Below are 20,969 nucleotides of genomic sequence, written 5' to 3' on the forward strand. Positions count from 1 at the left end.
AGATGATACACAGCAGGACGATAGAAATTCTGGTTGGTGCCTTCATGGCGGCAGGTCTGGTCGCATTCTTCTTTTTGGCGATGCAGGTGAGTAATCTGAGCGCCAGTAGTAACGGCGAAGGCTATGAGGTGACTGCCCGGTTCGATAATATCGGCAGCTTGAAGGTGCGTTCGCCGGTGACAATGGCTGGGGTGAGAATTGGGCGGGTCAGCAAGATCAGCTTTGATCGCACAACCTATGAAGCCGTGGTGACGATGCGTGTCGAGACGGAATATAACGTAATACCAGAAGATAGCTTTGCCAAGATCTTCACAGCAGGGCTGTTGGGAGAGCAGTATATTGGCCTGGATCCCGGCGGCAGTGAAAAATACTTGCAGCAAGGATCAGAGATCTCATTGACTCAGTCTGCCCTGGTTCTGGAAGAGATCATCGGACAATTCCTGTTCAGTAAGGCAGAAGAGGGTGATAAAGTTGAATAAGCGTTGTTTTATCTGGATCGGGTTGCTGGTGCTGTTGCTGCATGCCGGCGCTGCATTTTCGGCAGTCATGCCGGAACAGGTCGTACGGCAAACATCCGACCAGATCCTGGGTGAGTTGTTGAGTCGTAAGCAGGAGTTACAAGCCTCTCCAGGAAAGATCTACGATCTGGTTGAATACATTGTGCTGCCGCGATTTGATTTCCAGCGTATGTCGCAGCTGGTTTTGGGGAAGTATTGGCCGAGGGCCAAACCCGAGGAGAAAGAGGCGTTTATCAATGCCTTTCGCCAGCTTCTGGTGCGCACTTATGCCACGGCGCTGCTCAACTATTCTGGAGAGGAGATCGTCTATCTGCCGGGTCGTCACGAATCTGCGGGTGATGATGCTACTGTGAATACAGAGGTCAAGGCCTCAGGGGCATTGCCTATACCGATCGATTACCGCCTCTACATGAAGGGTGAAGAGTGGATGGTGTATGATGTCTCGATCGACGGCATCAGTTTGGTGTCTAATTATCGTACTTCATTCGCTTCCCAGATCAGGCGCTACAAATTGTCTGGATTGATTGAAAAGCTTGAACAGCGCAATCAGCAGAGGAATTAATGGCCTTGGTAACCGCCACAATGAGTGATCAAGGGGTATTGCTGCTGGAAGGTGACTTGGTGTTTGCGAATGTGACGGCGGTGCTTAGGGATATTGAAAAGCAGTTGCCGGGTAAAGAGGCACTCGTCATTGATCTAGCCCAGGTGGGTGATGTGGATAGCTCGGGTCTTGCGCTGCTGTTAGAGGTGCTGGAGCGGGGTCGGCGCCTTGGCATTAGTCTTAAGTTTCGCGGGCTTTCGGATGCCTTGTTAGGCATTGCCCGTTTGAGTAATGTAGAGGGGCTGTTGCCGGTTGATGGGCCTGGGTCTGCGTAAGAGCGCTATTACGGCTTCTTTTCTTTCCGTCCTCGTCTTTTTTTCATAGAATAGTCAGTTCCCTTGTGTTTTTGTCTTAATGGCGTTGCACAGCTTGTGCACGGTAACAATGGTTCTTTAGATGGATAAACTGATTATCACAGGTGGCGCACCGTTATCCGGTGATGTACGCATCGCTGGGGCCAAGAATGCCGCTCTGCCGATTCTTGCTGCCACGTTGTTGGCCGATGGGCCCGTTACAATCGGAAATGTGCCTCACCTGCATGATATCACCACCACCATGGAGCTTTTGGGCCACATGGGTGTGCAGTTGGTGGTGGATGAGCGGCTCTGCATTGAGACTGACACCAGCAGTATTCGGGATTTCCATGCCCCCTATGAGCTGGTTAAGACCATGCGGGCCTCAATCCTGGTGTTGGGGCCCCTGCTGGCCCGTTTTGGGCGCGCGGATGTCTCCCTTCCAGGCGGCTGTGCGATCGGTTCCCGCCCCGTCAACCTTCACATAGAAGGACTGCGAGCCATGGGGGCCACGATCGAAGTCGAAAATGGCTATATTCGTGCATCGGCTAAAAAGCTGAAGGGTGCGCGTCTTGTGATGGACGTGGTTACCGTTACCGGCACCGAAAATCTCATGATGGCGGCTACCCTTGCTGATGGTGAGACGGTGATCGAGAATGCCGCGCGTGAGCCAGAAGTGGTTGATTTAGCAGACTGCCTCAACAAAATGGGGGCCAAGATCACGGGTGCAGGAACCGATACAATCACAATTGAAGGTGTCGACCGGCTGGTTGGAACCCATTACGATGTCTTGCCGGATCGCATTGAAACGGGTACCTATCTGGTGGCGGCTGCCATCGCGGGGGGTAAGATCCGCGTACGTGATACCAAGCCTGCGCTGGTTGAGGTGATTCTCCATAAACTTCGAGAAGCCGGTGCCGACATAGAAACCGGCAATGATTGGATCTCTCTGGATATGCACGGCAAGCGCCCGCGCTCTGTAGATATTCACACGGCGCCTTATCCTGCTTTCCCGACGGATATGCAGGCCCAGTTTACGGCGTTAAACTGTGTCGCCGAGGGTGTCAGTACGATCACGGAAACAGTATTTGAAAATCGCTTTATGCACGTGCAAGAGATGCAGCGCATGGGTGCAAAAATCAAGCTCGAGGGCAATACCGCCATAATCACAGGTGTTGAACGCTTGACCGGCGCCCCGGTGATGGCGACCGATCTTCGTGCGTCCGCCAGTCTGGTGTTAGCGGGGTTGGTCGCTGATGGTGAGACGATTGTTGATCGCATCTATCACATTGATCGGGGTTACGAGAACATCGAAGAGAAACTGTCCGGTTTGGGTGCCCAAATCCGCCGAGTACCCAAATAGCCGAAGCGCTCTATACGTTAGCAGGCTGGAAAACGTCATGAATTTTGAGACCCCGATTACGATAGCTCTCTCCAAGGGACGCATCTTTGAGCAGACCTTGCCACTGTTGGCACATGCAGGCATCGAACCTCTCGATGATCCGGAGACCAGCCGCAAGCTGATCATGGATACCAATCACCCCCATGTGAAGCTGGTGATTATCCGTGCAACCGATGTCCCTACTTATGTGCAGTGGGGGGCTGCTGACCTCGGTGTCGCGGGTAAAGACGTGCTGCTGGAGCATGGTGGTGAAGGGCTTTATGAGCCACTGGATCTGCAGATTGCCCGCTGTCGTCTAATGGTTGCTGGTGCTGCTGGTGCCAGTCTCGAGGGTAATCGCTTACGTATTGCCACCAAGTATGTGGAATCTGCGCGACGTTTTTTTGCGGCCAGAGGGCAGCAGGTCGAAATCATTAAACTCTACGGCTCCATGGAGCTTGCGCCCTTGGTAGGGCTTTCTGACCTGATCGTTGATCTGGTCGAGAGTGGCAACACCCTCAAGGCCAATGGCCTGGTTCCGCTGGAGCATATTGCCGATATCAGCTCACGAATGGTGGTTAATAAGGCCTCCTGGAAAATGAAGCATGGTACGGTGATGCAGTTACTGGACGCCTTGCAGGAGGCAATCGGTAAGGCGGCCTGAAGCTGGATTGTTAGTTAGTCTGAACTGTATTTCATCGAATTCGGGATTCACCATGTCTGAGATATGCCAACTCGCTACATCGGATAGCGATTTCCAACAGCGACTTGACCAGCTCCTCGCCTGGGAGTCCGTCTCTGATGCGTCGGTCAATAATATCGTCAATGAGGTGCTCGGCAATATTCGCCGACGTGGCGATGCAGCGCTGCTGGAGTACACCACTCGATTTGACGGCTGGGAAGCGGCGACGGCCAGTGATCTGGAAGTGCCGTTGGCGCGTCTCGAGCAGGCCTGGAATAACCTGCCAGAAGCGCAGCAGATTGCCCTCAAGCATGCGGCTGACCGGGTGCGGGATTATCACGAAAGACAAAAAGGCGAATCCTGGAGCTATCAGGAAGCTGACGGTACCCTGCTAGGCCAGAAAGTAACCCCGCTTGATCGCGTAGGGCTCTATGTGCCCGGTGGAAAGGCGGCTTATCCCTCGTCGGTATTGATGAATGCCCTACCCGCTAAGGTTGCAGGTGTTAGTGAATTGATCATGGTGGTGCCGACGCCCGGTGGTGAATTGAATGAACTGGTACTGGCGGCAGCGCACATCTGTGGTGTCGATCGTGTATTTGCGGTAGGTGGAGCACAAGCGGTTGCTGCATTGGCGTATGGCACTGAATCTGTTCCTGGGGTGGATAAGATTGTCGGACCCGGCAATATCTATGTAGCCACCGCCAAGCGGGCAGTATTCGGGCAGGTCGGCATTGATATGGTGGCGGGTCCCTCCGAAATTTTGGTTGTCTGTGATGGTCAGACCGATCCAGATTGGGTTGCGATGGATCTCTTTTCACAGGCAGAGCATGATGAAGATGCTCAGTCGATCCTGATCTGTCCCGATGCGGACTTTGTTGCCAAGGTTAAGGCCAGTATTGATCGGCTGCTTCCGACCATGGAGCGTGAGCCGATTATCGCAACGGCGCTAAAAGAGCGGGGTGCGTTGATTGTTTGCAAGGATCTGGATGAGGCGTGTGCCATTTCCAACTACATTGCCCCTGAACATCTTGAGCTATCGGTAGCGGATCCGTTAACGCTGGTGGAGCAGATCCAGCATGCCGGGGCAATCTTCATGGGTCGATATACCTCTGAACCACTCGGCGATTATTGTGCGGGGCCTAATCATGTCCTGCCTACTTCCCGAACTGCGCGCTTCTCTTCACCGCTTGGTGTTTATGATTTCCAGAAGCGCTCAAGCCTGATTATGGTTTCTGAGGCGGGTGCGGATACGCTTGGAAAAACCGCTTCCGTCTTGGCGCGGGGAGAAGGGCTAACGGCGCATGCGCGATCAGCCGAATATCGGTTGAAGTAATTCTGGTCGCTGGATCAGGTTACTGCCTCTCTTGGATTCTCGGGCGTTCACTGACTTCGACTGAGATATCGAAAGGCTCGCTGTCTCGCCACCCCTGAATCTGGACTTTATCGCCCGGTGCAACGGCGGCGATGATGTTGAGAATATCATGTGAGCTGGTGAGTATCTTATTGTCGATCTTGGCAATGACATCGCCGGGCTGAATGCCGGCCTTGTCTGCGGGGCCTCCGTCCAAGACACCTGAAACCAGCACGCCCCTGCTCTCCTTAAGCTCAAACGATTCTGCCAGTGCCGGGGTAATGTCCTGTCCGGCAATTCCCAGCCAACCGCGGACCACGCGGCCCTTCTTGAGAATTTGATCCATCACCCCCTTTGCCAGGGTGACGGGGATAGCAAAGCCAATACCCTGAGAGCCGCCGCTTTTAGAGAAGATGGCGGTATTGATACCAACAAGCTCACCGTATGCATTGATCAATGCGCCGCCCGAGTTGCCGGGATTGATAGCCGCATCCGTCTGGATAAAATTCTCAAAGGTGTTGATACCCAATTGATCGCGCCCCGTTGCGCTGACTATGCCCATCGTGACCGTTTGGCCAACACCAAAAGGGTTACCAATCGCCAGTACAACATCACCTACTTGCACGCCCTGTGAATCACCGATTGTAATTGTCGGCAGGTCTTTAGTATCGGTCTTGAGGACGGCCAGGTCGGTATCAGGATCAACGCCGGCCACCGTGGCATCCAGGGTCAGCCCATTGGCGAGTACAATACGTATTTCATCAGCATCTGCAATCACGTGATGGTTGGTCAGGATATAGCCTTTATTACTGATGATGACGCCGGAGCCCAGGCTTGTCTGCAGTTTTTTCCGGGGCTGAGACTGAAAGCGGTCGCCAAAGAAACGCTGGAAAATAGGGTCGTTAAACAGCGAGTTATTTTTCTGTACGGTGATCTTTGCGGTGAAAATGTTGACCACGGCAGGGGCCGCCTGCTGTACCGCGCTGGCATATGATACCGGTCCTTCTTTGTGAATCAGGCTGGACGATGTGCGGGGTGTCGGGGCTGATGGTTGGGGTGGTGATGTGAAGAGCGTGACTGCTATATAAGCTGCTACAACCCCAGCCACTGTAGATGTTGCGATATAAGTAAATGCTCTGTTCATACGTCTGCCGGGTTACACTGTCATAGCGAAATAATGGCAATATTCTATTATGTCCCATGACGCAGGGGTAGGGTGAATCGACTGATGATAGATCTTTTCGAACTTGAACAACACTGCAATGAATTGCTCGGTGCGGCTGGCTTTGATGACTATTGCCCCAATGGCGTGCAAGTGGATGGCGGTGGTGCCGGAGTGGGAAGAATTGTTTCGGCGGTCACGGCCAGTCAGGCTGTGATCGATACAGCGATAGGGCAGCAGGCTGATCTGTTACTCGTGCATCACGGTTATTTTTGGCGGGGAGAGGCGGCACCTCTGACCGGTATTAAGGGGCGACGTATCCGCTCATTGATCAGTGGTGGCATCAGCTTATTGGCGTATCACCTGCCGCTAGATGCGCATCCGACACTGGGGAATAATTTCTTACTGGGTCAACGATTGGGCTTTGCAAGAGGCCGGCCTCTGAGTCAGGGCTTGGTCTGGCAAGGCGAGTTGCCGGGAGAGACGCCCGAGGCCTTGGCGGATCGACTGGCTAGCCAGCTGGGCCAACGGCCGTTGTGGATCAGCGGCCACAGTCGGTCAATTCGGCGGATTGGCTGGTGTACGGGTGCTGCCCAGAGTGCAATTACTGAGGCTGCAGCGGCTGGGCTGGATGCCTTTGTCAGTGGAGAGATATCAGAATCCACTACGCATCTTGCCAGAGAGTTGGGGATTCACTATTTTGCCGCGGGTCATCACGCTACCGAGCGTTATGGTGTTCAGGCGTTAGGGCAGTATCTGGCTGAGAAGTTTGGTATTTATCATCAGTTCATCGATGAAAATAACCCGGTTTGATGGACGTTTTCCGTTTGATGTAACCTGGCTGAAAGTCAGGCCTATCTTGACCTGAGCCGACGCATGTAAGAGAATGCGCCGTCTATTTAGGGGTAAATATCAGCATATACTGATTTTCCTGGGCCATATCTGATAAGATTCGGCCGGGATGTCAGCGTCCGGCCTACTCCGGGAGTCTTAAAATAATGAGTGTGGATCTAAAAAAGCGGCGGTTTTTAACGGCTGCAACCAGTGTGGTCGGTGCCGTGGGCGCAGGCTTTGTCGTAGTACCTTTCCTTAAGTCTTGGAATCCAAGTGAAAAAGCGAAAGCTGCCGGTGCGCCGGTTGAGGCCGATATCGGCAAGCTTGAGCCAGGACAGATGATGCGCGTCAAGTGGCGTGGCAAACCGGTTTGGGTTGTCCATCGTACGGAAAAGAACCTGGCCGATATGGAAGGTTTGGTTGGATCGCTGGCCGATCCAAATTCTGATCAGCCTCAACAGCCGGAATACTGCAAGAACGCCCATCGTTCACGCAAACCCGGTTACTTGGTTGCGGTCGGTATCTGTACTCATCTGGGCTGTTCGCCAACTTATCGCCCCGAAGTGGCACCGCATGATCTGGGTGCTGACTGGGTGGGTGGTTTCTTCTGTCCCTGTCACGGTTCACGCTTTGATTTGGCAGGACGCGTCTATAGCGGCGTACCTGCGCCAACGAACCTTGTAATTCCCCCTTATCAGTTCCTGACGGATACCCAGTTACTGGTGGGTGATGATGGAGGAGCTGCCTGATGAGTCTCATGAATTGGATTGACGAGCGCTTCCCGGCCACCAAGGTGTGGAATGAACACCTGGCTGAGTATTACGCGCCGAAAAACTTTAACTTCTGGTACTTCTTTGGCTCATTGGCCATGCTGGTACTGGTTAATCAGATCTTGACCGGTGTCTGGCTGGCCATGAGCTACAAACCGGATGCTGAGCTGGCCTTTGGTTCTGTTGAATACATCATGCGTGATGTGGAGTGGGGCTGGCTGATTCGCTACTTGCATTCGACCGGCGCTTCGGCCTTCTTTATCGTGATCTATCTGCACATGTTCCGCGGTCTGATCTACGGTTCCTACCGTGCGCCTCGTGAGCTGCTGTGGATTATCGGCATGGTACTTTATGTGCTGATGATGGCCACCGCTTTCATGGGTTATCTGCTGCCTTGGGGTCAGATGTCCTATTGGGGAGCGCAGGTGATCATTAATCTGTTCTCTGCGGTACCGGTAATTGGCCCCGATCTGGGCGTGTGGATTCGTGGTGACTACGTCATCTCCGATGCCACCCTGAACCGCTTCTTTGCGCTGCACTTCCTGTTGCCCTTCCTGCTGGCAGCAGTAGTATTTATCCATATTGTCGCGCTGCATAAAGTGGGTTCCAACAACCCGGATGGTGTCGAGATCAAGAAGAACAAGGATGAAAATGGCATACCGAAAGACGGTATCCCGTTCCATCCCTACTACTCGGTGAAAGATATCGCGGGTGTGGCAGGCTTCCTGTTCCTGTTTGCCGCTGCGGTGTTCTTTGCGCCAGAGATGGGTGGCTATTTCCTTGAGCCACCAAACTTTGACCCGGCCAACCCACTGAAGACCCCTGTGCATATTGCGCCGGTCTGGTACTTCACGCCTTACTACGCCATCCTGCGTGCCGTACCGTCAATTGCCGGTTCTGCATTCCCCGGTGTGGTAGCAATGGGTGCGGCGATTGTGATCATGTTCTTCCTGCCTTGGCTAGATCGCAGCGCGGTCAAGTCGATCCGCTATAAAGGCAATATTGTTAAGGGTGCGATTGCGCTGTTCGTCGTTGTGTTCATCCTGCTTGGATGGTTGGGGACACAGCCAGCAACACCTGGCTTGACCCTGCTGGCACAGATCTGCTCTGTGCTCTACTTCGCCTTCTTCCTGTTGATGCCAATCTACAGCAAGATGGATAAGACCAAGCCAGTTCCAGAGAGGGTGACCCAATGAAAAAGCTGATTGTTGCACTGTTATTAGCTGCGGTACCCCTGCTCGGTCTGGCTGCCGGCGGCGGTGTACACCTGGATGACGCCGATATTGATGTCTCTGATCAGGCATCACTGCAGCGTGGCGCCAAGTACTTCGTCAACTATTGTCTGAGTTGTCACTCAGCCAAGTTCCAACGCTACAACCGTATGGCAAAGGATCTTGGACTGACAGAAGATGAAGTCAAAGAGAACCTGATGTTCACCACCGACAAGATTGGTGACACCATGAACATCGCCATGAGCGAGGCCAATGCAGAGGCTTGGTTCGGCACCGCGCCACCGGATCTGAGTCTGATTGCCCGTGCCCGGGGTGTGGATTACATATACACCTATCTGCGTGGTTTCTATGTAGACCCAGCGCGTCCTTTCGGCGTGAACAACGTCGTGTTCAAAGATGTCGGTATGCCCCACGTGATGTGGGAACTGCAGGGCATGCAGAAGGCTGTATTTCATGAAGTCGATGGCCAGCAGGTGGTTGAGAAGCTGGTGCCTGTTGAGGGCGCGGCGGGAAAAGGCAAGCTGAGCCCAGAAGAGTTTGATGGCGCGATGCGTGATCTGACCGCCTTCCTGAGCTATGTGGCCGAACCCATCCAACTCGAGCGTAAGCGTATCGGTGTGTGGGTGCTGCTGTTTATCGGTATCTTCTTTGTGCTGGCCTATCTACTGAAGAAAGAGTACTGGAAGGATATCCACTGATCTAAAAGTGGCAGATCCGATAACCCGGGGGCGTACAGTTTAATGTATACTGTACGCCCCCGTTGTTTTTTGAGCAGCGGATTTCTTGTTGTTTGACCCTGATACTATTGTGGAGTGGTTTGTATGGCCGTTGTTGCGAACAAAAGATCTGTGATGACCATGTACTCGGATCCGAGTAGCCCCTATTGTCATCGTGTACGTCTGGTGTTGGCTGAGAAGAGTATTACTGTTGAAATTAAGGACGTTGATCCACTGAATATCTCTGAAGATATCATGGATCTGAATCCTTATGGCACACTCCCAACGTTGGTTGATCGGGATCTCACACTGTTTGAGTCTCGTATCATCATGGAGTATCTGGATGAGCGCTTCCCTCATCCGCCACTGCTGCCGGTGGATCCCGTCTCTCGCGCCAGTTCAAGACTGTATATGCATCGGGTCAGCAAGGATTGGTACACTCAGATGGAAGAGATCCTGGGTGGTGGTAAGGGTGCAGCCAAGGCGCGCAAAGAGCTACGTGAAAGCCTGATTGCGGCGGCCCCCATCTTCACTCATAAGCCGTTTTTTATGAGCGATGATTTCTCTCTGGTCGATTGCTCAATAGCGCCGCTGTTGTGGCGATTGCCTGTTTTGGGAATTGAGCTGCCGCCACAGGGAAAACCTGTACTGGATTATGCGGCGCGGATGTTTGAGCGTGAATCATTCCAAGACAGTCTTTCTGCCGCAGAACGCGAAATGCGTGACTGATATTTTGCAATGATGACGTCCAATCGCCCCTATCTGATTCGTGCGCTGTATGAATGGCTGGTGGATAACAATCTCACGCCTCACCTGTTAGTTGATGCGGGTAAAGAAGATGTCATCGTGCCGGTACAGTTTGTGGAGGAGGGACGTATCGTTCTCAATGTGACACCCACTGCTGTTAGGGGGTTGCAGCTTGGAAACGACTACATCACCTTTAATGCTCGCTTTGGTGGTACGCCGATGGATGTGGTTGTACCGCCTGAAGCGGTGCTCGGGATCTATGCGCGTGAAAATGGACATGGCATGTTATTTCCTGAAGAGGAAATCTCTGAGGATGACGATACCCCCCCCGATAATGACCCCAAGCCACCTCGTGACCGACCGACACTCAAGGTGGTCAAGTAGGTTGATCTAGTCCTCAGGTGGGCGCTGTCTGAAAGCGACCACCTTATTGTCATCACTGGGTAGTCCCAGGCTGAACTCTTCCAGCTGTATGCCCACCAGGATGATATGCCCGTCCTGACGTCCCGTACCTTCTTCACTATAGTCAAACTGAAACAGTCGGCGTATCCGAATGCCTTGTCGGGTCCAGCGCAGTCCAAGTCGACGCAGTGCGACTGTCTGATCCAGAAATTGCAGGTTATGGCGGTCACAGCCTGCTTTGCAGATGGCGGTGGCAATTTCCCGCGCACGGGCACTATCCAGCCAGAACCAGATCAGTAGTCCGATAATCAATAGCGGGGCAATCGTCGACATGACCGCTATAGTACATAATAAACGGACGCGTGGTGAGTGTGGTCTGGAGGCCGGGATGAGTAAACTTACAATTGTGCAAGGGGATATCACAACGCTCTGCGTAGATGCCGTAATCAATGCCGCCAATCCCAGTCTGCTGGGTGGTGGCGGGGTCGATGGTGCGATACACCGGGCCGCTGGCCCTGAATTGCTAAAAGCCTGTCGCAGCCTGGGTGGTTGTGCTACGGGTGAGGCAAAGATGACGCCGGGTTTTAAGCTGCCAGCCAAATGGGTCATCCATACTGTGGGCCCCATCTGGCGAGGGGGTGATGCTGGTGAATCAACGCTGTTGCGTGACTGTTATCGCAACAGTCTCAGACTGGCCAGGGAGAAGGGCTTGCTACGTGTTGCTTTCCCAGCGATCAGTACCGGTGTGTATGGATTTCCGAAACGGGCGGCGGCTGAGATAGCGGTTGCAGAGATGAGTCGGGCTGAGGGCTTTTGCGAACTGATTGCCTGCTGCTTCAGTGAGACAGATGCTGAGCTTTATCAAACGGTCTACAAAAAAATGTCGAGTTAATTCGGCTATTAAATTCAGTATCAAATAAGGAGTCGTTGTGGCTTGGTTAGATGAGTTCTCTCTTGTGTTGATTGTTGCGGCTTGTCTGTTACTTGGTCTGGCACCGTTTACCCCGGAGCCCCATGTCTGGGAGAAACTCAAGATGTTGATGGAGGGTAGGTTGATCCGGCCTCTGGATATATTTGATCTGCTATTGCACGGGGCGCCTTTTGTCGTGTTGTTGCTGAAACTTAACAGGATGCGCCAGCAGAGAAGCTGATTGTTCTGGGCGATGTCGCCCTAGGTTGGAATCAATGTCAGCTTGAGCTGAGATGGTGTCTATGCGCTTGGCCGATCAGATTGCTTAGATATTCATCCTTCGGTCACTGCTAATGCCTTGCGGTGTAATGCCTCGAGCATTGGTAAGGTCAGCGGATTTTGTGGTTTGCTTGGATAGACCACATAAGCGGGCAGTTCAAAGCTGGCGGCGGCTTCTACCCGAAAGAGCCTTCCCTGTTGAATATAGGTCTGTACCAAACGACTTGGAAAAAAGCCTGAGCCATGAGTCTTCAGGATATGCTGCAGACCCATCCAGCTGATACCTACGATCACCCTGGGACTGCTGAGCTCTGGGAAAGCGCCGGTTAATTGGGTTAAAAATTCAGGACCCCAGTCCACGTGAACATAGCGATCAGGACTCGGTGCTTGTATCTCTGACGGGTCACTGGTAACCAGGATTAGCTGCTCCTTGAGGAGGGGTTCGACCTGAAGTGACGGACGACTCTGGGGTGTGTACATGACGCCAATATCCATACTCCCGTCAACAAGATCCTGCATCAGCCCCTCCTCAAATCCAATCTGAGCTCTTAGCTGCACGTCCGGGAACTCTTCGGTCATCTCTTTCAACCAGGGTACGAGCAGGCCGTCCCAGAGTCCGAAGCGCCCACCTATGGTCAATGCACCTTTAAAGGTGCGTGCCACCCCCACCTCATGCCGGGCTCGCTCCAACGTTTGCACCATACTGGCGGCATAACGCAGGAACTGCTGCCCGGCAGGTGTCAGGGAGGCGCCGGATTTGTTGCGTATAAAAAGGTCGCATCCCAAATAGCTCTCTAGCGTGCTGATGCGACGGCTTACAGCGGCTTGGGTGATATGCAGGGTCTTGGCTGCACCAACAAAACTACCCGTATCCACCACTTTGAGAAATGTGCGTGCGAATTCTATATCCATTGATAGCGGCCTTTTAATATAACGTATAGTTATATTATCGTTGATTATTTTTCGTTTGTGTAATGTTATGTCATGGGATTATTGTTAAATCATAATCAGGACTGGATAGCAGGTCCCTGATTAAGTTTTCGATGGTGGGAGAAACATCGAATCGTTTATTCTAATACTGAAAGGAGGTCGCCATGATCGTACCTGCCTATGCCAAAATGTTAGTCTCTTCTCATGCTGGATGGGAGGATGTGGAGCGTGTCCATCCTTCTGTCATTTCGCTGTTTCTTTTTCTGGTTTTGCCGATGTCCTTTGTGCCGCCTGCGATGATTCTCTATGCGGGCTTTGACTATGGTGCTAATTACTTTGAAGCGGCAAGCAGGATTACCTGGGTGGCGAGTTCGTTGCTGTTTCTGGTTGCAGAATTGGTAACGGTGCCACTGATGGCCTGGGCGATTACAAGTATCGCCGAGACACGCGGTATCCGTGCCAAATACAGTGATACCTTTGCGGTGGCATCCATCGCGGCGGTGCCGATGTGGCTCTCTTCAGTGGCGTTGTTCGTACCTAATCCACTGTTTGTCATTGGCATCGTGTTACTGGGTTTGATTGCGGCGATAAGCCTCATCTACCATGGGATCGCCGGGCTGATGCATCTGCATGAGGAAGTGGAAGTGGCGGCCATTACCTACACGACGATTTGCTTTGGCGTCATTGCCTGGATGGTGTTGATATCATTGGTTTTTCTGCCGCTATTGTAAAAGTCAGATCGACCCGGCCGAGGTTGGCCGGGTGATAGAAGGAGATAGGGGGTATCTGGGCGGATAAGTAAATGAGCATGAGGTTGTCTATGGCTTTGTGAGCCGATCCAGCCGCAGGCGCTGGCGTTCATCAAACAGACGGCGTGAGCCGATCCAGACGGCGACAATAGCCCCCAGACCCGTACCGACTGCTATCAATAGTAAGATCATGATCTGATATTTTGCCGCCTCCATAGGTGGGCTTCCTGCCAATATTTGCCCGGTCATCATACCGGGCAAACTGACAATTCCAGCGGCGGCCATGGCGTTGATGATCGGTATCAGGCCGGAGCGCAATGCCTCGCGGCGTATCTCGCCAATGGCCTTGCTCCAACTTTCTCCCAAGATTAATTGTGCCTCGATTGCACCACGCTCCTGCCAGGCACTTTTGGTGAGGTTATCCAGCGCAATTGCCATTCCGGACATGGTGTTGCCCAGTAACATGCCCAATAGGGGGATCAGGTATTGCGGCGTGTACCAAGGGTCAACCTGAATCACCAGGTGTAGTGCCAGCAACGTGATACTGAAGGAGGAGATAAACATGGAGAGGGTACCGATACCGATACCCCAGACCCCCTTGAAGCGCCTTTTCTGCCGAGCCATCACCTCATAGCCTGCGACGCCGAGCATGAACAACGTAAGGGCGATGATCGGTAGCGGTGCGTTTTGACTGAACAATGTTTTCAGAATCAGTCCAAGTAGCAGCAGCTGAACAATACTGCGCAGTGCAGCGATTAGCAGCTGTCGCTCAACACCCAACTTAAGGCGCCAGGAGAGCCCTGCCAATCCCAGGACTAACAGCGCAGCGATAGACAGATCAAGGGCGCTGAGCTGAATCAGTGTCATGCGTTGGCCTCCGCCGCTATCCGATTACCCACAATCTGTAGTCGATGTTGGCTGATCCGCTTGCGCTGCAAAGGATCATGGCTGACCCAAAGAATGGCGGCCCCATGCTCTTTGGCATAGCGTAAGATCAACTGTTCAACATGGGCCGTATTGTCGGGATCGAGATTGGCGGTTGGCTCATCCAATAACAGCACGGCAGGTTTTCGATCAAGCAGTCGTGCGAGGGCGAGACGCTGCCGTTCTCCGCTGGATATGCGGGAAACCTGCCAACCCAGGCAGTCGGCATCCAGGCCAAGCTCGGCCAGTAGCTGTATAGGTGTTGTAATGAAATGTTCGCTGACCTGGTCGCGCCACCAGTGACTTTCAGCAGGCAGTAGGCCGACTTGTCTGCGCCAGTCAGTGGCTGGCATGGCGAACATGGAGTGGCCTGCGACCAGCGCATCACCCTGGTGTGGATCGAGATCAGCAATGGCGCGCAATAGACGGGTTTTGCCGCTGCCCGAGAGGCCCGTCAGGGTTACGCATTCACCGGGTTCTATACTGAGGTCGATCGGCGCCAGCCCAGGGCCTTCAAACTGTTTGAGTTCCAGGCCACTCATGTTGATCAGTTGTGTCGGCGGATAAAGATCAGATCCCAGACGCCGTGCCCCAGTCTCTGGCCCCGTTGTTCAAATTTGGTCAGCGGACGATATGAGGGGCGTGGCGTGTAATTTCCTTCGCCCGCGCTGTTTTCGAACTGATCCTGGGCTTCGGTGAGTACTGCCATCATCTGTACGGCATACGCTTCCCAGTCGGTCGCAGCATGGAAGAAGCCGCCAGGCTTGATGCACCGGTAGAGGTGTTTGAGAAAGCCAGGGTTGAGGATACGCCGTTTGTGATGACGTTTCTTATGCCAAGGGTCTGGAAAAAACAGGAACAGTCCCTGCAGGGATGCATCGGCCAATCTGTTGTTCAACACCTCAATAGCGTCATGTTTCATGATGCGTATATTCGTGAGATCCAACGCCTCAATCTTTAGTAGCAGATGCCCCACGCCGGGTCCATGTACTTCTATGCCCAGGTAATTCTGCTCGGGGTGTGCGGCGGCCATCTGGGCTAATGATTCGCCGTTACCGAAACCAATCTCAACAAATACCGGATTTTCATTGCCGAATAGCGCCTGAAAGTTGAGTGGTTCGGCTGTGTAGTCTATGCCATAGTCTGGCCAAAGGTCGTCAAACGCACGCTGTTGCCCTGGAGTAAGTCGCCCCTGACGCAAAACAAAACTACGAATGGGACGATGTATTTTTTCCTGATCTGACATGAAGATTTGGTTAGCGATAGAGTTATGCTGCGTTGTTACTTGGTTGTATACCGCCAGAACGGTATAAAGGTGTTTCCAGCTGGATTCTACACTAAACTGGCTGGGCATCGTGATCTGATTCATCAACAAAATAATAACGGAAGCAGAGGGGTGGGAGATTGAACCAGTGGACTGAGAATCTTATTTCGGTTGATCTGGCACAAACCCTGGATGGGCTGTTTGTGCAGCGGATCAAGCGCACGCCTGACCGTGTGGCCTACTGCAGCTACAACCGTACGAGCAAGGCGTGGCAAGAGTACAGTTGGCGTGATATGGGAGAAATGATCGCACGCTGGCAAGTGGTGTTGTCAAAGGAGCCGCTAAAGCCAGGCGATCGTGTTGCGTTGTCACTGCGTAACTCGCCCGAGTGGGTGGCATTTGACCAAGCTTGTCTCGGATTGGGTTTGGTGGTGGTTCCACTCTACACGGATGATCGACCGGATAATATTGCCTACATTCTGGAAGATGCCGCGGTCAAACTCCTACTGGTGCAAGATGGTAGTCGCTGGAAGCGTCTGGCGTCTGCCATTGGTTATAACTCGACGGTGCATCGGGTGTTTATTCAGGATTCGGGAGCGGATGATGCCGCATTATTGGCATCAGATAAACGGGTCCGCTGCGTGGACGATACCCTGCCTGCAGAAGCGCCGGTGTTACAGCAGCGTAGCGGAAACCCGCACAAGCTGGCCTCGATTGTATACACATCCGGTACAACAGGGCGGCCCAAGGGTGTCATGCTCAGTCACCACAATATGTTGTCGATAGCGCATGCCTCGATCACCGTGATCGACTGCTATCAAGAAGATATTTTCCTTTCGTTTCTACCCTTATCACATACGTTGGAGAGAACAGCCGGGTACTACCTGCCAGTAATGACCGGCTCCTCCGTCGCTTATTCCCGTTCGATTGGACAGCTGGCGGAAGACCTGACGCTGATGCGCCCCACCGTTATGATCGCCGTGCCGCGCATCTTTGAGCGGGTATACGGGCGTATTACCGATCAGATTGCCAAGCGGCCTGTACTGCCGCGCAAGTTATTTCATTTGGCCGTAAGGACTGGATGGAGTCGTTTCCAGCATGAACAGGGGCGGTCGGGCTGGCGGCCTTCCCTGTTGCTCTGGCCGATCCTGGATAAGTTGGTTGCGTCAAAAGTTACCGCCCGTCTTGGCGGTAGACTGCGCATTGCCGTGAGTGGCGGTGCGGCACTCTCACCTGATATTGCCCAGCTATTCATCGGTTTGGGTATTCCCATCTTGCAGGGCTATGGCCTGACCGAAACCAGTCCAGTGGTGAGTGTGAATCCACTGGAAGATAATGACCCCGGCAGTGTCGGCGTCCCGTTACGTGGTGTAGAAGTTAGTACCGGTCTGGATGATGAGTTGCTGGTGCGGGGGCCGGGGGTGATGCTGGGCTATTGGAACAATCATGCCGCCACTGCCAAGATAATAGATTCTGACGGCTGGCTGCACACGGGTGATCAGGCCCGTATAGAGAATAACCATATCTATATCACTGGGCGCATCAAGGATATTTTGGTGCTCTCTAATGGTGAGAAGGTGCCGCCCAGCGATATGGAGCTGGCCATTGCATTGGACCCCTTGGTTGAGCAGGTGATGGTGGTGGGTGAGGGAAGGCCTTACCTTAGCGCCCTGGTGGTACTCGAGGCAGATAGCTGGCCGGGATTTGCACAGGACTGCGGGCTTGATCCGATGTCACGTGAAACTTTGCAGCATTCCCAGGTGGTTTCAGCGATATTGCAGCGAATTAAACTGGCGCTAAAGCATTTCCCCGGTTATGCCAAGATCCGCCGTGTCACCCTGCAGTTGGAGCCCTGGACAGTGGATAATGGACTGCTAACTCCGACCCTGAAAGTAAAGCGTGCCCGTGTACTGAAACGGTTTGAGCAAGAGGTAGCGGCTATGTATGACGATGGCCCGACTCAGGGGAAGCGATGATATGGCAGGCTTCCTGTTTCATTGTGCTTGCGTCCAACCCATGGCAGCGCATAGAATCGGCAGCGCGTAGCGGGTGTAGTTCAATGGTAGAACGGCAGCTTCCCAAGCTGCATACGTGGGTTCGATTCCCATCACCCGCTCCATTTATTTCCCCTCTTTGTCTCTGATCTCTCTCATGCGAAAACTCTACGAGTGTCGTGATCGTCTACAAGCCCAAATGCTGCAGGATGATCTTTCTGCGCGCCATATTAAAACGGTCATTCAGGGGGACTATTTGAGCGGGGCGGCGGGCGAGCTTTCCGCTATCCAGTTCCCGGTACTCTGGATTGTTGAGGACGGTGACTACGACCGCGGCCGGGAATTAATAGAGCAGTATCTTAATGAGCCCGTCGATGCGCAGGGCGACTGGCAGTGTTCGCAGTGTGGTGAGCGGGTGGAAGGGAATTTTGATATCTGCTGGAAATGTCTATCGCCACGCGATTGAAAGGTTAAAAGATGTTTCAGTTGGCATTATTGGCGCCCCTTCAGGTGGTACTTGTGCCGATTTTGGTTCATGCTTAGTGAATGCAGGGGAGGTGCGTCGAGCGGAATCTAGCCCCTGACTGGGTAGGAACAGAATAAATAAAATGGAGTATGTGATGGGCAAGCTATTCAAGATTATTGGCGGCTTTTTGGTGGTTATTGTGGTGCTGGTGGTCGCAGCAGTCATCATTCTGCCGATGGTTGTCGATCCCAATGACTATAAAGACGAAATTATCACTCAGGTCAAAGAGCAGACAGGTCGAGACCTGAAGATTGCGGGTGATCTCAAGCTCTCCGTATTTCCCTGGCTAGGTGTGGATATAGGCGGATTGGAGCTTAGCAACGCCAAGGGATTTGGCGACAAACCCTTTGCCGTGGTGAACAGTGCTGCAGTTCGGGTAAAACTGATGCCACTGCTCAGTAAACAGTTGGAGGTTGATACCATTGGTCTTGAGGGGTTGGCACTCAATCTCGCCAAGTCAAAGAGTGGTGCAACCAACTGGGATGATCTCGCCAAAGAGGGCGATGATACACCAAAAGATAATCAGGAACAGACGGGTGGTGCTGGCCTGGAGGGTTTTGTAATTGGCGGTGTGGATATCAGTAATGCCAATATCAGTTGGGATGATGCCAGTACGGGTCAGCATTATACGGTCGATCAGTTTTATCTGAAGAGTGGCGCCATTCAATCTGGGAATCCTGTAAGCCTGGAGCTCGGGGCGCAGCTTCAGAGTAAAGAGCCTGAGCTGAAGGCCAAGATCAAGCTGGAAGGTACGGTGTCGCTCGAAGAGGCCGCCAAGCGGATGCAGGTCAAGGGGCTGAATCTCCAAGTAGATGCCACCTCTCCACTGCTGAAGCAGGGAGCGATGAGCCTCAATCTGGCCGCCGATGTGGGTATGACGCTAGACGGACAATCGCTATCGGTTGATGGTCTGATCATCACCTCTGATGCACTGAAACTCACGGGCAACCTGAAGGGTAGCAATCTGGCTGCCAAGCCAGCATTCAGTGGCTCATTGAACCTTGCAGAGTTGAACTTGAGAGAGTGGCTGACAGGTCAGGGAATAGCCGTACCAGAAACCGCAGATCCACAGGTATTGACCCGCTTTATGGCCTCGTTAGAGGTGGCGACAAAAGGTGATGTCACCCAGCTCAACAAGTTGGCTATCGGACTGGATGATACCAAAATTAACGGCAGTGCCAGCCTGAAGGGATCGGCTATTGGTTTTGCAGTCGACGTGGACTCTATCAATGTGGATCGTTATCTGCCGCCGGTAAAAGAGACGCCCAAAACAGCGGGTGAGGGTTCTACAGCCGGTGCGAAATCAGCGGGTGATGAGCCCTTGCTGCCCATTGATACTCTTCGTTCACTGAATTTGAACGGTACCCTTAAGATTGGCCAGATGATCATCAACAAGTTGACCGCCAAGCAGGTCGAAGTGACGGTCAAGGCCAACCAGGGCAAGATCAATCTAAACCAAAAGATAGGTGCTTTCTATCAAGGTAGCTTTGCCGGCCAAGTTGATCTGGATGTTGCCGGCAAGACGCCCATTATGCACATCAACAAGCAGGCCAAAGATATCCAGGCGGGGCCGTTGCTGAAAGACCTGATTGAAAAGGATAAGTTTGACGGTACAGGTAATTTTCAAGCAAAGTTGCAAACTACGGGTAACAGTGTCAATGCCATCAAACGCGGCCTGAATGGTGATCTCAGTTTTCGTTTTGAGAACGGCACGGTAAAAGGATTTAATCTGGCCCAAATGATCCGTGAAGGAAAGGCCAAGCTGAAGGGCGACAAACTCCCGGCAGACAGTGCGCCAGCCCAAACCGATTTTTCCGAGATGAGTGGTAGTGCAATCATTAAGCAGGGTGTATTGAACAACCAGGATCTGTTGGCCAAGTCTCCTTATCTTCGCGTGACCGGTGCTGGTCAGGTAAACCTGGTGGCTGAAACGCTGGACTACATTGTCAAGACTGTCATTGTCAGCACCGCAGCAGGCCAGGGAGGTGAAGGGCTTGAGGAGCTCGAGGGTATACCTATCCCGGTTAAATTGACTGGCCCCTATGCTTCACCGAAATACGCTATAGACTGGGCTCAAGTTGTCACAGGTAGTCAGAAAGCCAAGCTCGAAGAGAAGAAGGCCGAAGTCAAACAGCAGGTGGATGAAAAAAAGGAAGAAACTAAGAAAAAGCTCGAAGATAAGCTGAAAAGTAAGCTAAAAGGGCTGTTTAACTGATCTTTCGTGCCGGATTGTGACGTTTTCGCACTTAATTCATTTGAGTAGCGGACGTCTATCCCATATTATATTGAGAGGGATACTGCTAGGTCAGCACCTGGCGGGAACTGCGCGTAAAATACAAAACAACACTAGGAGATGACGATGACCAATAGCACCCTTAAGAAGCTTGCCGCAATGGCGCTTACTCTGGGTTTGGTGACAGGCTGTGCCAGCACCGATCAACTGAAACAGATGCAGGCTGATATTGCTGATCTGAAAGATAACACAAGCGCTGCAATGTCAGCGGCTCGCGATGCCAAGCTGACTGCTGATACTGCAGATCGTAAGGCATCCGCAGCAATGAATGCAGCCAATGCCGCTCAGGCTTCTGCCGACGAGTGTGCAGAGAAGTGTGACCGCATCATGCAGAAATCCATGGCGAAATAATCTTCGCCCGGATTAAAAAAAGCCCGGCGGTTAAAACCCCGGGCTTTTTTTGTTTATCGT

25 protein-coding genes and 1 tRNA gene are annotated in these 20,969 nt (G+C 52.8%); 20 read left to right on the forward strand and 6 right to left on the reverse strand.

Annotation, left to right across the window (positions count from 1 at the left end; genetic code table 11):
* Positions 1-2 precede the first annotated feature (2 nt).
* The 6 genes from mlaD to hisD all read left to right on the forward strand — a co-directional run bounded on the left by mlaD (position 3) and on the right by hisD (position 4,808).
* A complete protein-coding gene (gene mlaD, locus FHP88_RS06445) occupies positions 3-479 on the forward strand; it encodes an outer membrane lipid asymmetry maintenance protein MlaD (protein WP_186297630.1) in 477 nt (158 codons plus the stop codon).
* Entirely contained in the window at positions 472-1,080 is a 609-nt protein-coding gene (locus FHP88_RS06450) for an MlaC/ttg2D family ABC transporter substrate-binding protein (protein WP_144358188.1), read from the forward strand. The genes mlaD and FHP88_RS06450 overlap by 8 nt, the downstream gene beginning before the upstream one ends.
* On the forward strand, positions 1,080-1,394 hold the full coding sequence (locus tag FHP88_RS06455; RefSeq protein ID WP_144358189.1) for an STAS domain-containing protein: 315 nt from the start codon (positions 1,080-1,082) through the stop codon (positions 1,392-1,394). Before FHP88_RS06450 ends, FHP88_RS06455 begins: the two co-directional genes overlap by 1 nt.
* 121 nt (positions 1,395-1,515) lie before the next feature.
* A complete protein-coding gene (gene murA / locus FHP88_RS06460; protein WP_144358190.1) occupies positions 1,516-2,775 on the forward strand; it encodes a UDP-N-acetylglucosamine 1-carboxyvinyltransferase in 1,260 nt (419 codons plus the stop codon).
* Between the two features lie 37 nt (positions 2,776-2,812).
* Complete coding sequence (hisG, locus tag FHP88_RS06465; RefSeq protein ID WP_144358191.1) at positions 2,813-3,457, forward strand: ATP phosphoribosyltransferase; 645 nt, start codon at positions 2,813-2,815, stop codon at positions 3,455-3,457.
* 52 nt (positions 3,458-3,509) lie between these two features.
* The gene (gene hisD, locus FHP88_RS06470; RefSeq protein ID WP_144358192.1) at positions 3,510-4,808 is read left to right on the forward strand and encodes a histidinol dehydrogenase; all 1,299 of its coding nucleotides are present in this window, start codon (positions 3,510-3,512) and stop codon (positions 4,806-4,808) included.
* Between the two features lie 19 nt (positions 4,809-4,827).
* Here the strand turns inward: hisD and FHP88_RS06475 are convergent, their stop codons facing one another.
* Positions 4,828-5,970, reverse strand: coding sequence for a Do family serine endopeptidase (locus FHP88_RS06475; protein WP_144358193.1), 1,143 nt, complete (start codon positions 5,968-5,970; stop codon positions 4,828-4,830).
* Positions 5,971-6,051: 81 nt separating this feature from the next.
* Between FHP88_RS06475 and FHP88_RS06480 the strand changes: the two genes are divergently transcribed.
* The 6 genes from FHP88_RS06480 to FHP88_RS06505 all read left to right on the forward strand — a co-directional run bounded on the left by FHP88_RS06480 (position 6,052) and on the right by FHP88_RS06505 (position 10,671).
* Positions 6,052-6,801, forward strand: coding sequence for a Nif3-like dinuclear metal center hexameric protein (locus FHP88_RS06480; protein ID WP_420492991.1), 750 nt, complete (start codon positions 6,052-6,054; stop codon positions 6,799-6,801).
* A gap of 185 nt (positions 6,802-6,986) precedes the next feature.
* Positions 6,987-7,571: a ubiquinol-cytochrome c reductase iron-sulfur subunit gene (gene petA, locus FHP88_RS06485; protein ID WP_144358195.1), complete on the forward strand. Its 585-nt coding sequence runs from the start codon at positions 6,987-6,989 to the stop codon at positions 7,569-7,571.
* A complete protein-coding gene (locus tag FHP88_RS06490) occupies positions 7,571-8,788 on the forward strand; it encodes a cytochrome b (protein WP_144358196.1) in 1,218 nt (405 codons plus the stop codon). Before petA ends, FHP88_RS06490 begins: the two co-directional genes overlap by 1 nt.
* Positions 8,785-9,522, forward strand: a complete 738-nt coding sequence (locus tag FHP88_RS06495; RefSeq protein WP_144358197.1) for a cytochrome c1 — start codon at positions 8,785-8,787, stop codon at positions 9,520-9,522. Before FHP88_RS06490 ends, FHP88_RS06495 begins: the two co-directional genes overlap by 4 nt.
* A gap of 123 nt (positions 9,523-9,645) precedes the next feature.
* Positions 9,646-10,269 (forward strand): glutathione S-transferase N-terminal domain-containing protein, encoded by a 624-nt coding sequence (locus tag FHP88_RS06500; protein WP_144358198.1) that lies wholly within the window; start codon positions 9,646-9,648, stop codon positions 10,267-10,269.
* A gap of 12 nt (positions 10,270-10,281) precedes the next feature.
* The gene (locus tag FHP88_RS06505) at positions 10,282-10,671 is read left to right on the forward strand and encodes a ClpXP protease specificity-enhancing factor (protein WP_144358250.1); all 390 of its coding nucleotides are present in this window, start codon (positions 10,282-10,284) and stop codon (positions 10,669-10,671) included.
* 6 nt (positions 10,672-10,677) lie between these two features.
* On the opposite strand, the gene FHP88_RS06510 is transcribed toward FHP88_RS06505, so the two are convergent.
* Complete coding sequence (locus FHP88_RS06510) at positions 10,678-11,022, reverse strand: DUF3301 domain-containing protein (protein ID WP_144358199.1); 345 nt, start codon at positions 11,020-11,022, stop codon at positions 10,678-10,680.
* A gap of 55 nt (positions 11,023-11,077) precedes the next feature.
* Here FHP88_RS06510 and FHP88_RS06515 point away from each other — a divergent pair, with 55 nt between their 5' ends.
* Positions 11,078-11,581, forward strand: coding sequence for an O-acetyl-ADP-ribose deacetylase (locus FHP88_RS06515; protein ID WP_144358200.1), 504 nt, complete (start codon positions 11,078-11,080; stop codon positions 11,579-11,581).
* A 37-nt stretch (positions 11,582-11,618) separates the two neighbouring features.
* Complete coding sequence (locus FHP88_RS06520) at positions 11,619-11,840, forward strand: RND transporter (RefSeq protein WP_144358201.1); 222 nt, start codon at positions 11,619-11,621, stop codon at positions 11,838-11,840.
* 92 nt (positions 11,841-11,932) lie between these two features.
* Here the strand turns inward: FHP88_RS06520 and FHP88_RS06525 are convergent, their stop codons facing one another.
* Positions 11,933-12,790 carry a LysR family transcriptional regulator gene (locus FHP88_RS06525; RefSeq protein WP_144358202.1) on the reverse strand — a complete coding sequence of 286 codons (858 nt, stop codon included), beginning with the start codon at positions 12,788-12,790 and terminating at the stop codon, positions 11,933-11,935.
* Positions 12,791-12,972: 182 nt separating this feature from the next.
* Here FHP88_RS06525 and FHP88_RS06530 point away from each other — a divergent pair, with 182 nt between their 5' ends.
* On the forward strand, positions 12,973-13,539 hold the full coding sequence (locus FHP88_RS06530; RefSeq protein ID WP_144358203.1) for a Yip1 family protein: 567 nt from the start codon (positions 12,973-12,975) through the stop codon (positions 13,537-13,539).
* An 87-nt stretch (positions 13,540-13,626) separates the two neighbouring features.
* On the opposite strand, the gene FHP88_RS06535 is transcribed toward FHP88_RS06530, so the two are convergent.
* Genes FHP88_RS06535 through trmB form a run of 3 tightly spaced genes read right to left on the reverse strand, consistent with a single transcriptional unit; the run spans position 13,627 to position 15,727 of the window.
* Positions 13,627-14,424: an ABC transporter permease gene (locus FHP88_RS06535; protein WP_144358204.1), complete on the reverse strand. Its 798-nt coding sequence runs from the start codon at positions 14,422-14,424 to the stop codon at positions 13,627-13,629.
* Complete coding sequence (locus tag FHP88_RS06540; RefSeq protein ID WP_144358205.1) at positions 14,421-15,023, reverse strand: ABC transporter ATP-binding protein; 603 nt, start codon at positions 15,021-15,023, stop codon at positions 14,421-14,423. Before FHP88_RS06540 ends, FHP88_RS06535 begins: the two co-directional genes overlap by 4 nt.
* A 5-nt stretch (positions 15,024-15,028) precedes the next feature.
* Positions 15,029-15,727 carry a tRNA (guanosine(46)-N7)-methyltransferase TrmB gene (gene trmB / locus FHP88_RS06545; protein WP_144358251.1) on the reverse strand — a complete coding sequence of 233 codons (699 nt, stop codon included), beginning with the start codon at positions 15,725-15,727 and terminating at the stop codon, positions 15,029-15,031.
* Positions 15,728-15,885: 158 nt separating this feature from the next.
* On the opposite strand from trmB, the gene FHP88_RS06550 reads away from it, so the two are divergent.
* The 5 genes from FHP88_RS06550 to FHP88_RS06570 all read left to right on the forward strand — a co-directional run bounded on the left by FHP88_RS06550 (position 15,886) and on the right by FHP88_RS06570 (position 20,909).
* Positions 15,886-17,721: an AMP-dependent synthetase/ligase gene (locus FHP88_RS06550; protein ID WP_144358206.1), complete on the forward strand. Its 1,836-nt coding sequence runs from the start codon at positions 15,886-15,888 to the stop codon at positions 17,719-17,721.
* A 69-nt stretch (positions 17,722-17,790) separates the two neighbouring features.
* A tRNA-Gly gene (locus tag FHP88_RS06555) sits at positions 17,791-17,864 on the forward strand.
* A gap of 32 nt (positions 17,865-17,896) precedes the next feature.
* Complete coding sequence (locus FHP88_RS06560) at positions 17,897-18,205, forward strand: DUF2007 domain-containing protein (protein ID WP_144358207.1); 309 nt, start codon at positions 17,897-17,899, stop codon at positions 18,203-18,205.
* Positions 18,206-18,359: 154 nt separating this feature from the next.
* Positions 18,360-20,480: an AsmA family protein gene (locus tag FHP88_RS06565; RefSeq protein WP_186297631.1), complete on the forward strand. Its 2,121-nt coding sequence runs from the start codon at positions 18,360-18,362 to the stop codon at positions 20,478-20,480.
* Between the two features lie 144 nt (positions 20,481-20,624).
* Positions 20,625-20,909, forward strand: coding sequence for an Lpp/OprI family alanine-zipper lipoprotein (locus FHP88_RS06570; protein ID WP_186297632.1), 285 nt, complete (start codon positions 20,625-20,627; stop codon positions 20,907-20,909).
* Positions 20,910-20,969: the final 60 nt, after the last annotated feature.

Source organism: Sedimenticola selenatireducens (assembly GCF_007625115.1).
GTDB lineage: Bacteria > Pseudomonadota > Gammaproteobacteria > Chromatiales > Chromatiaceae > Sedimenticola > Sedimenticola selenatireducens_A.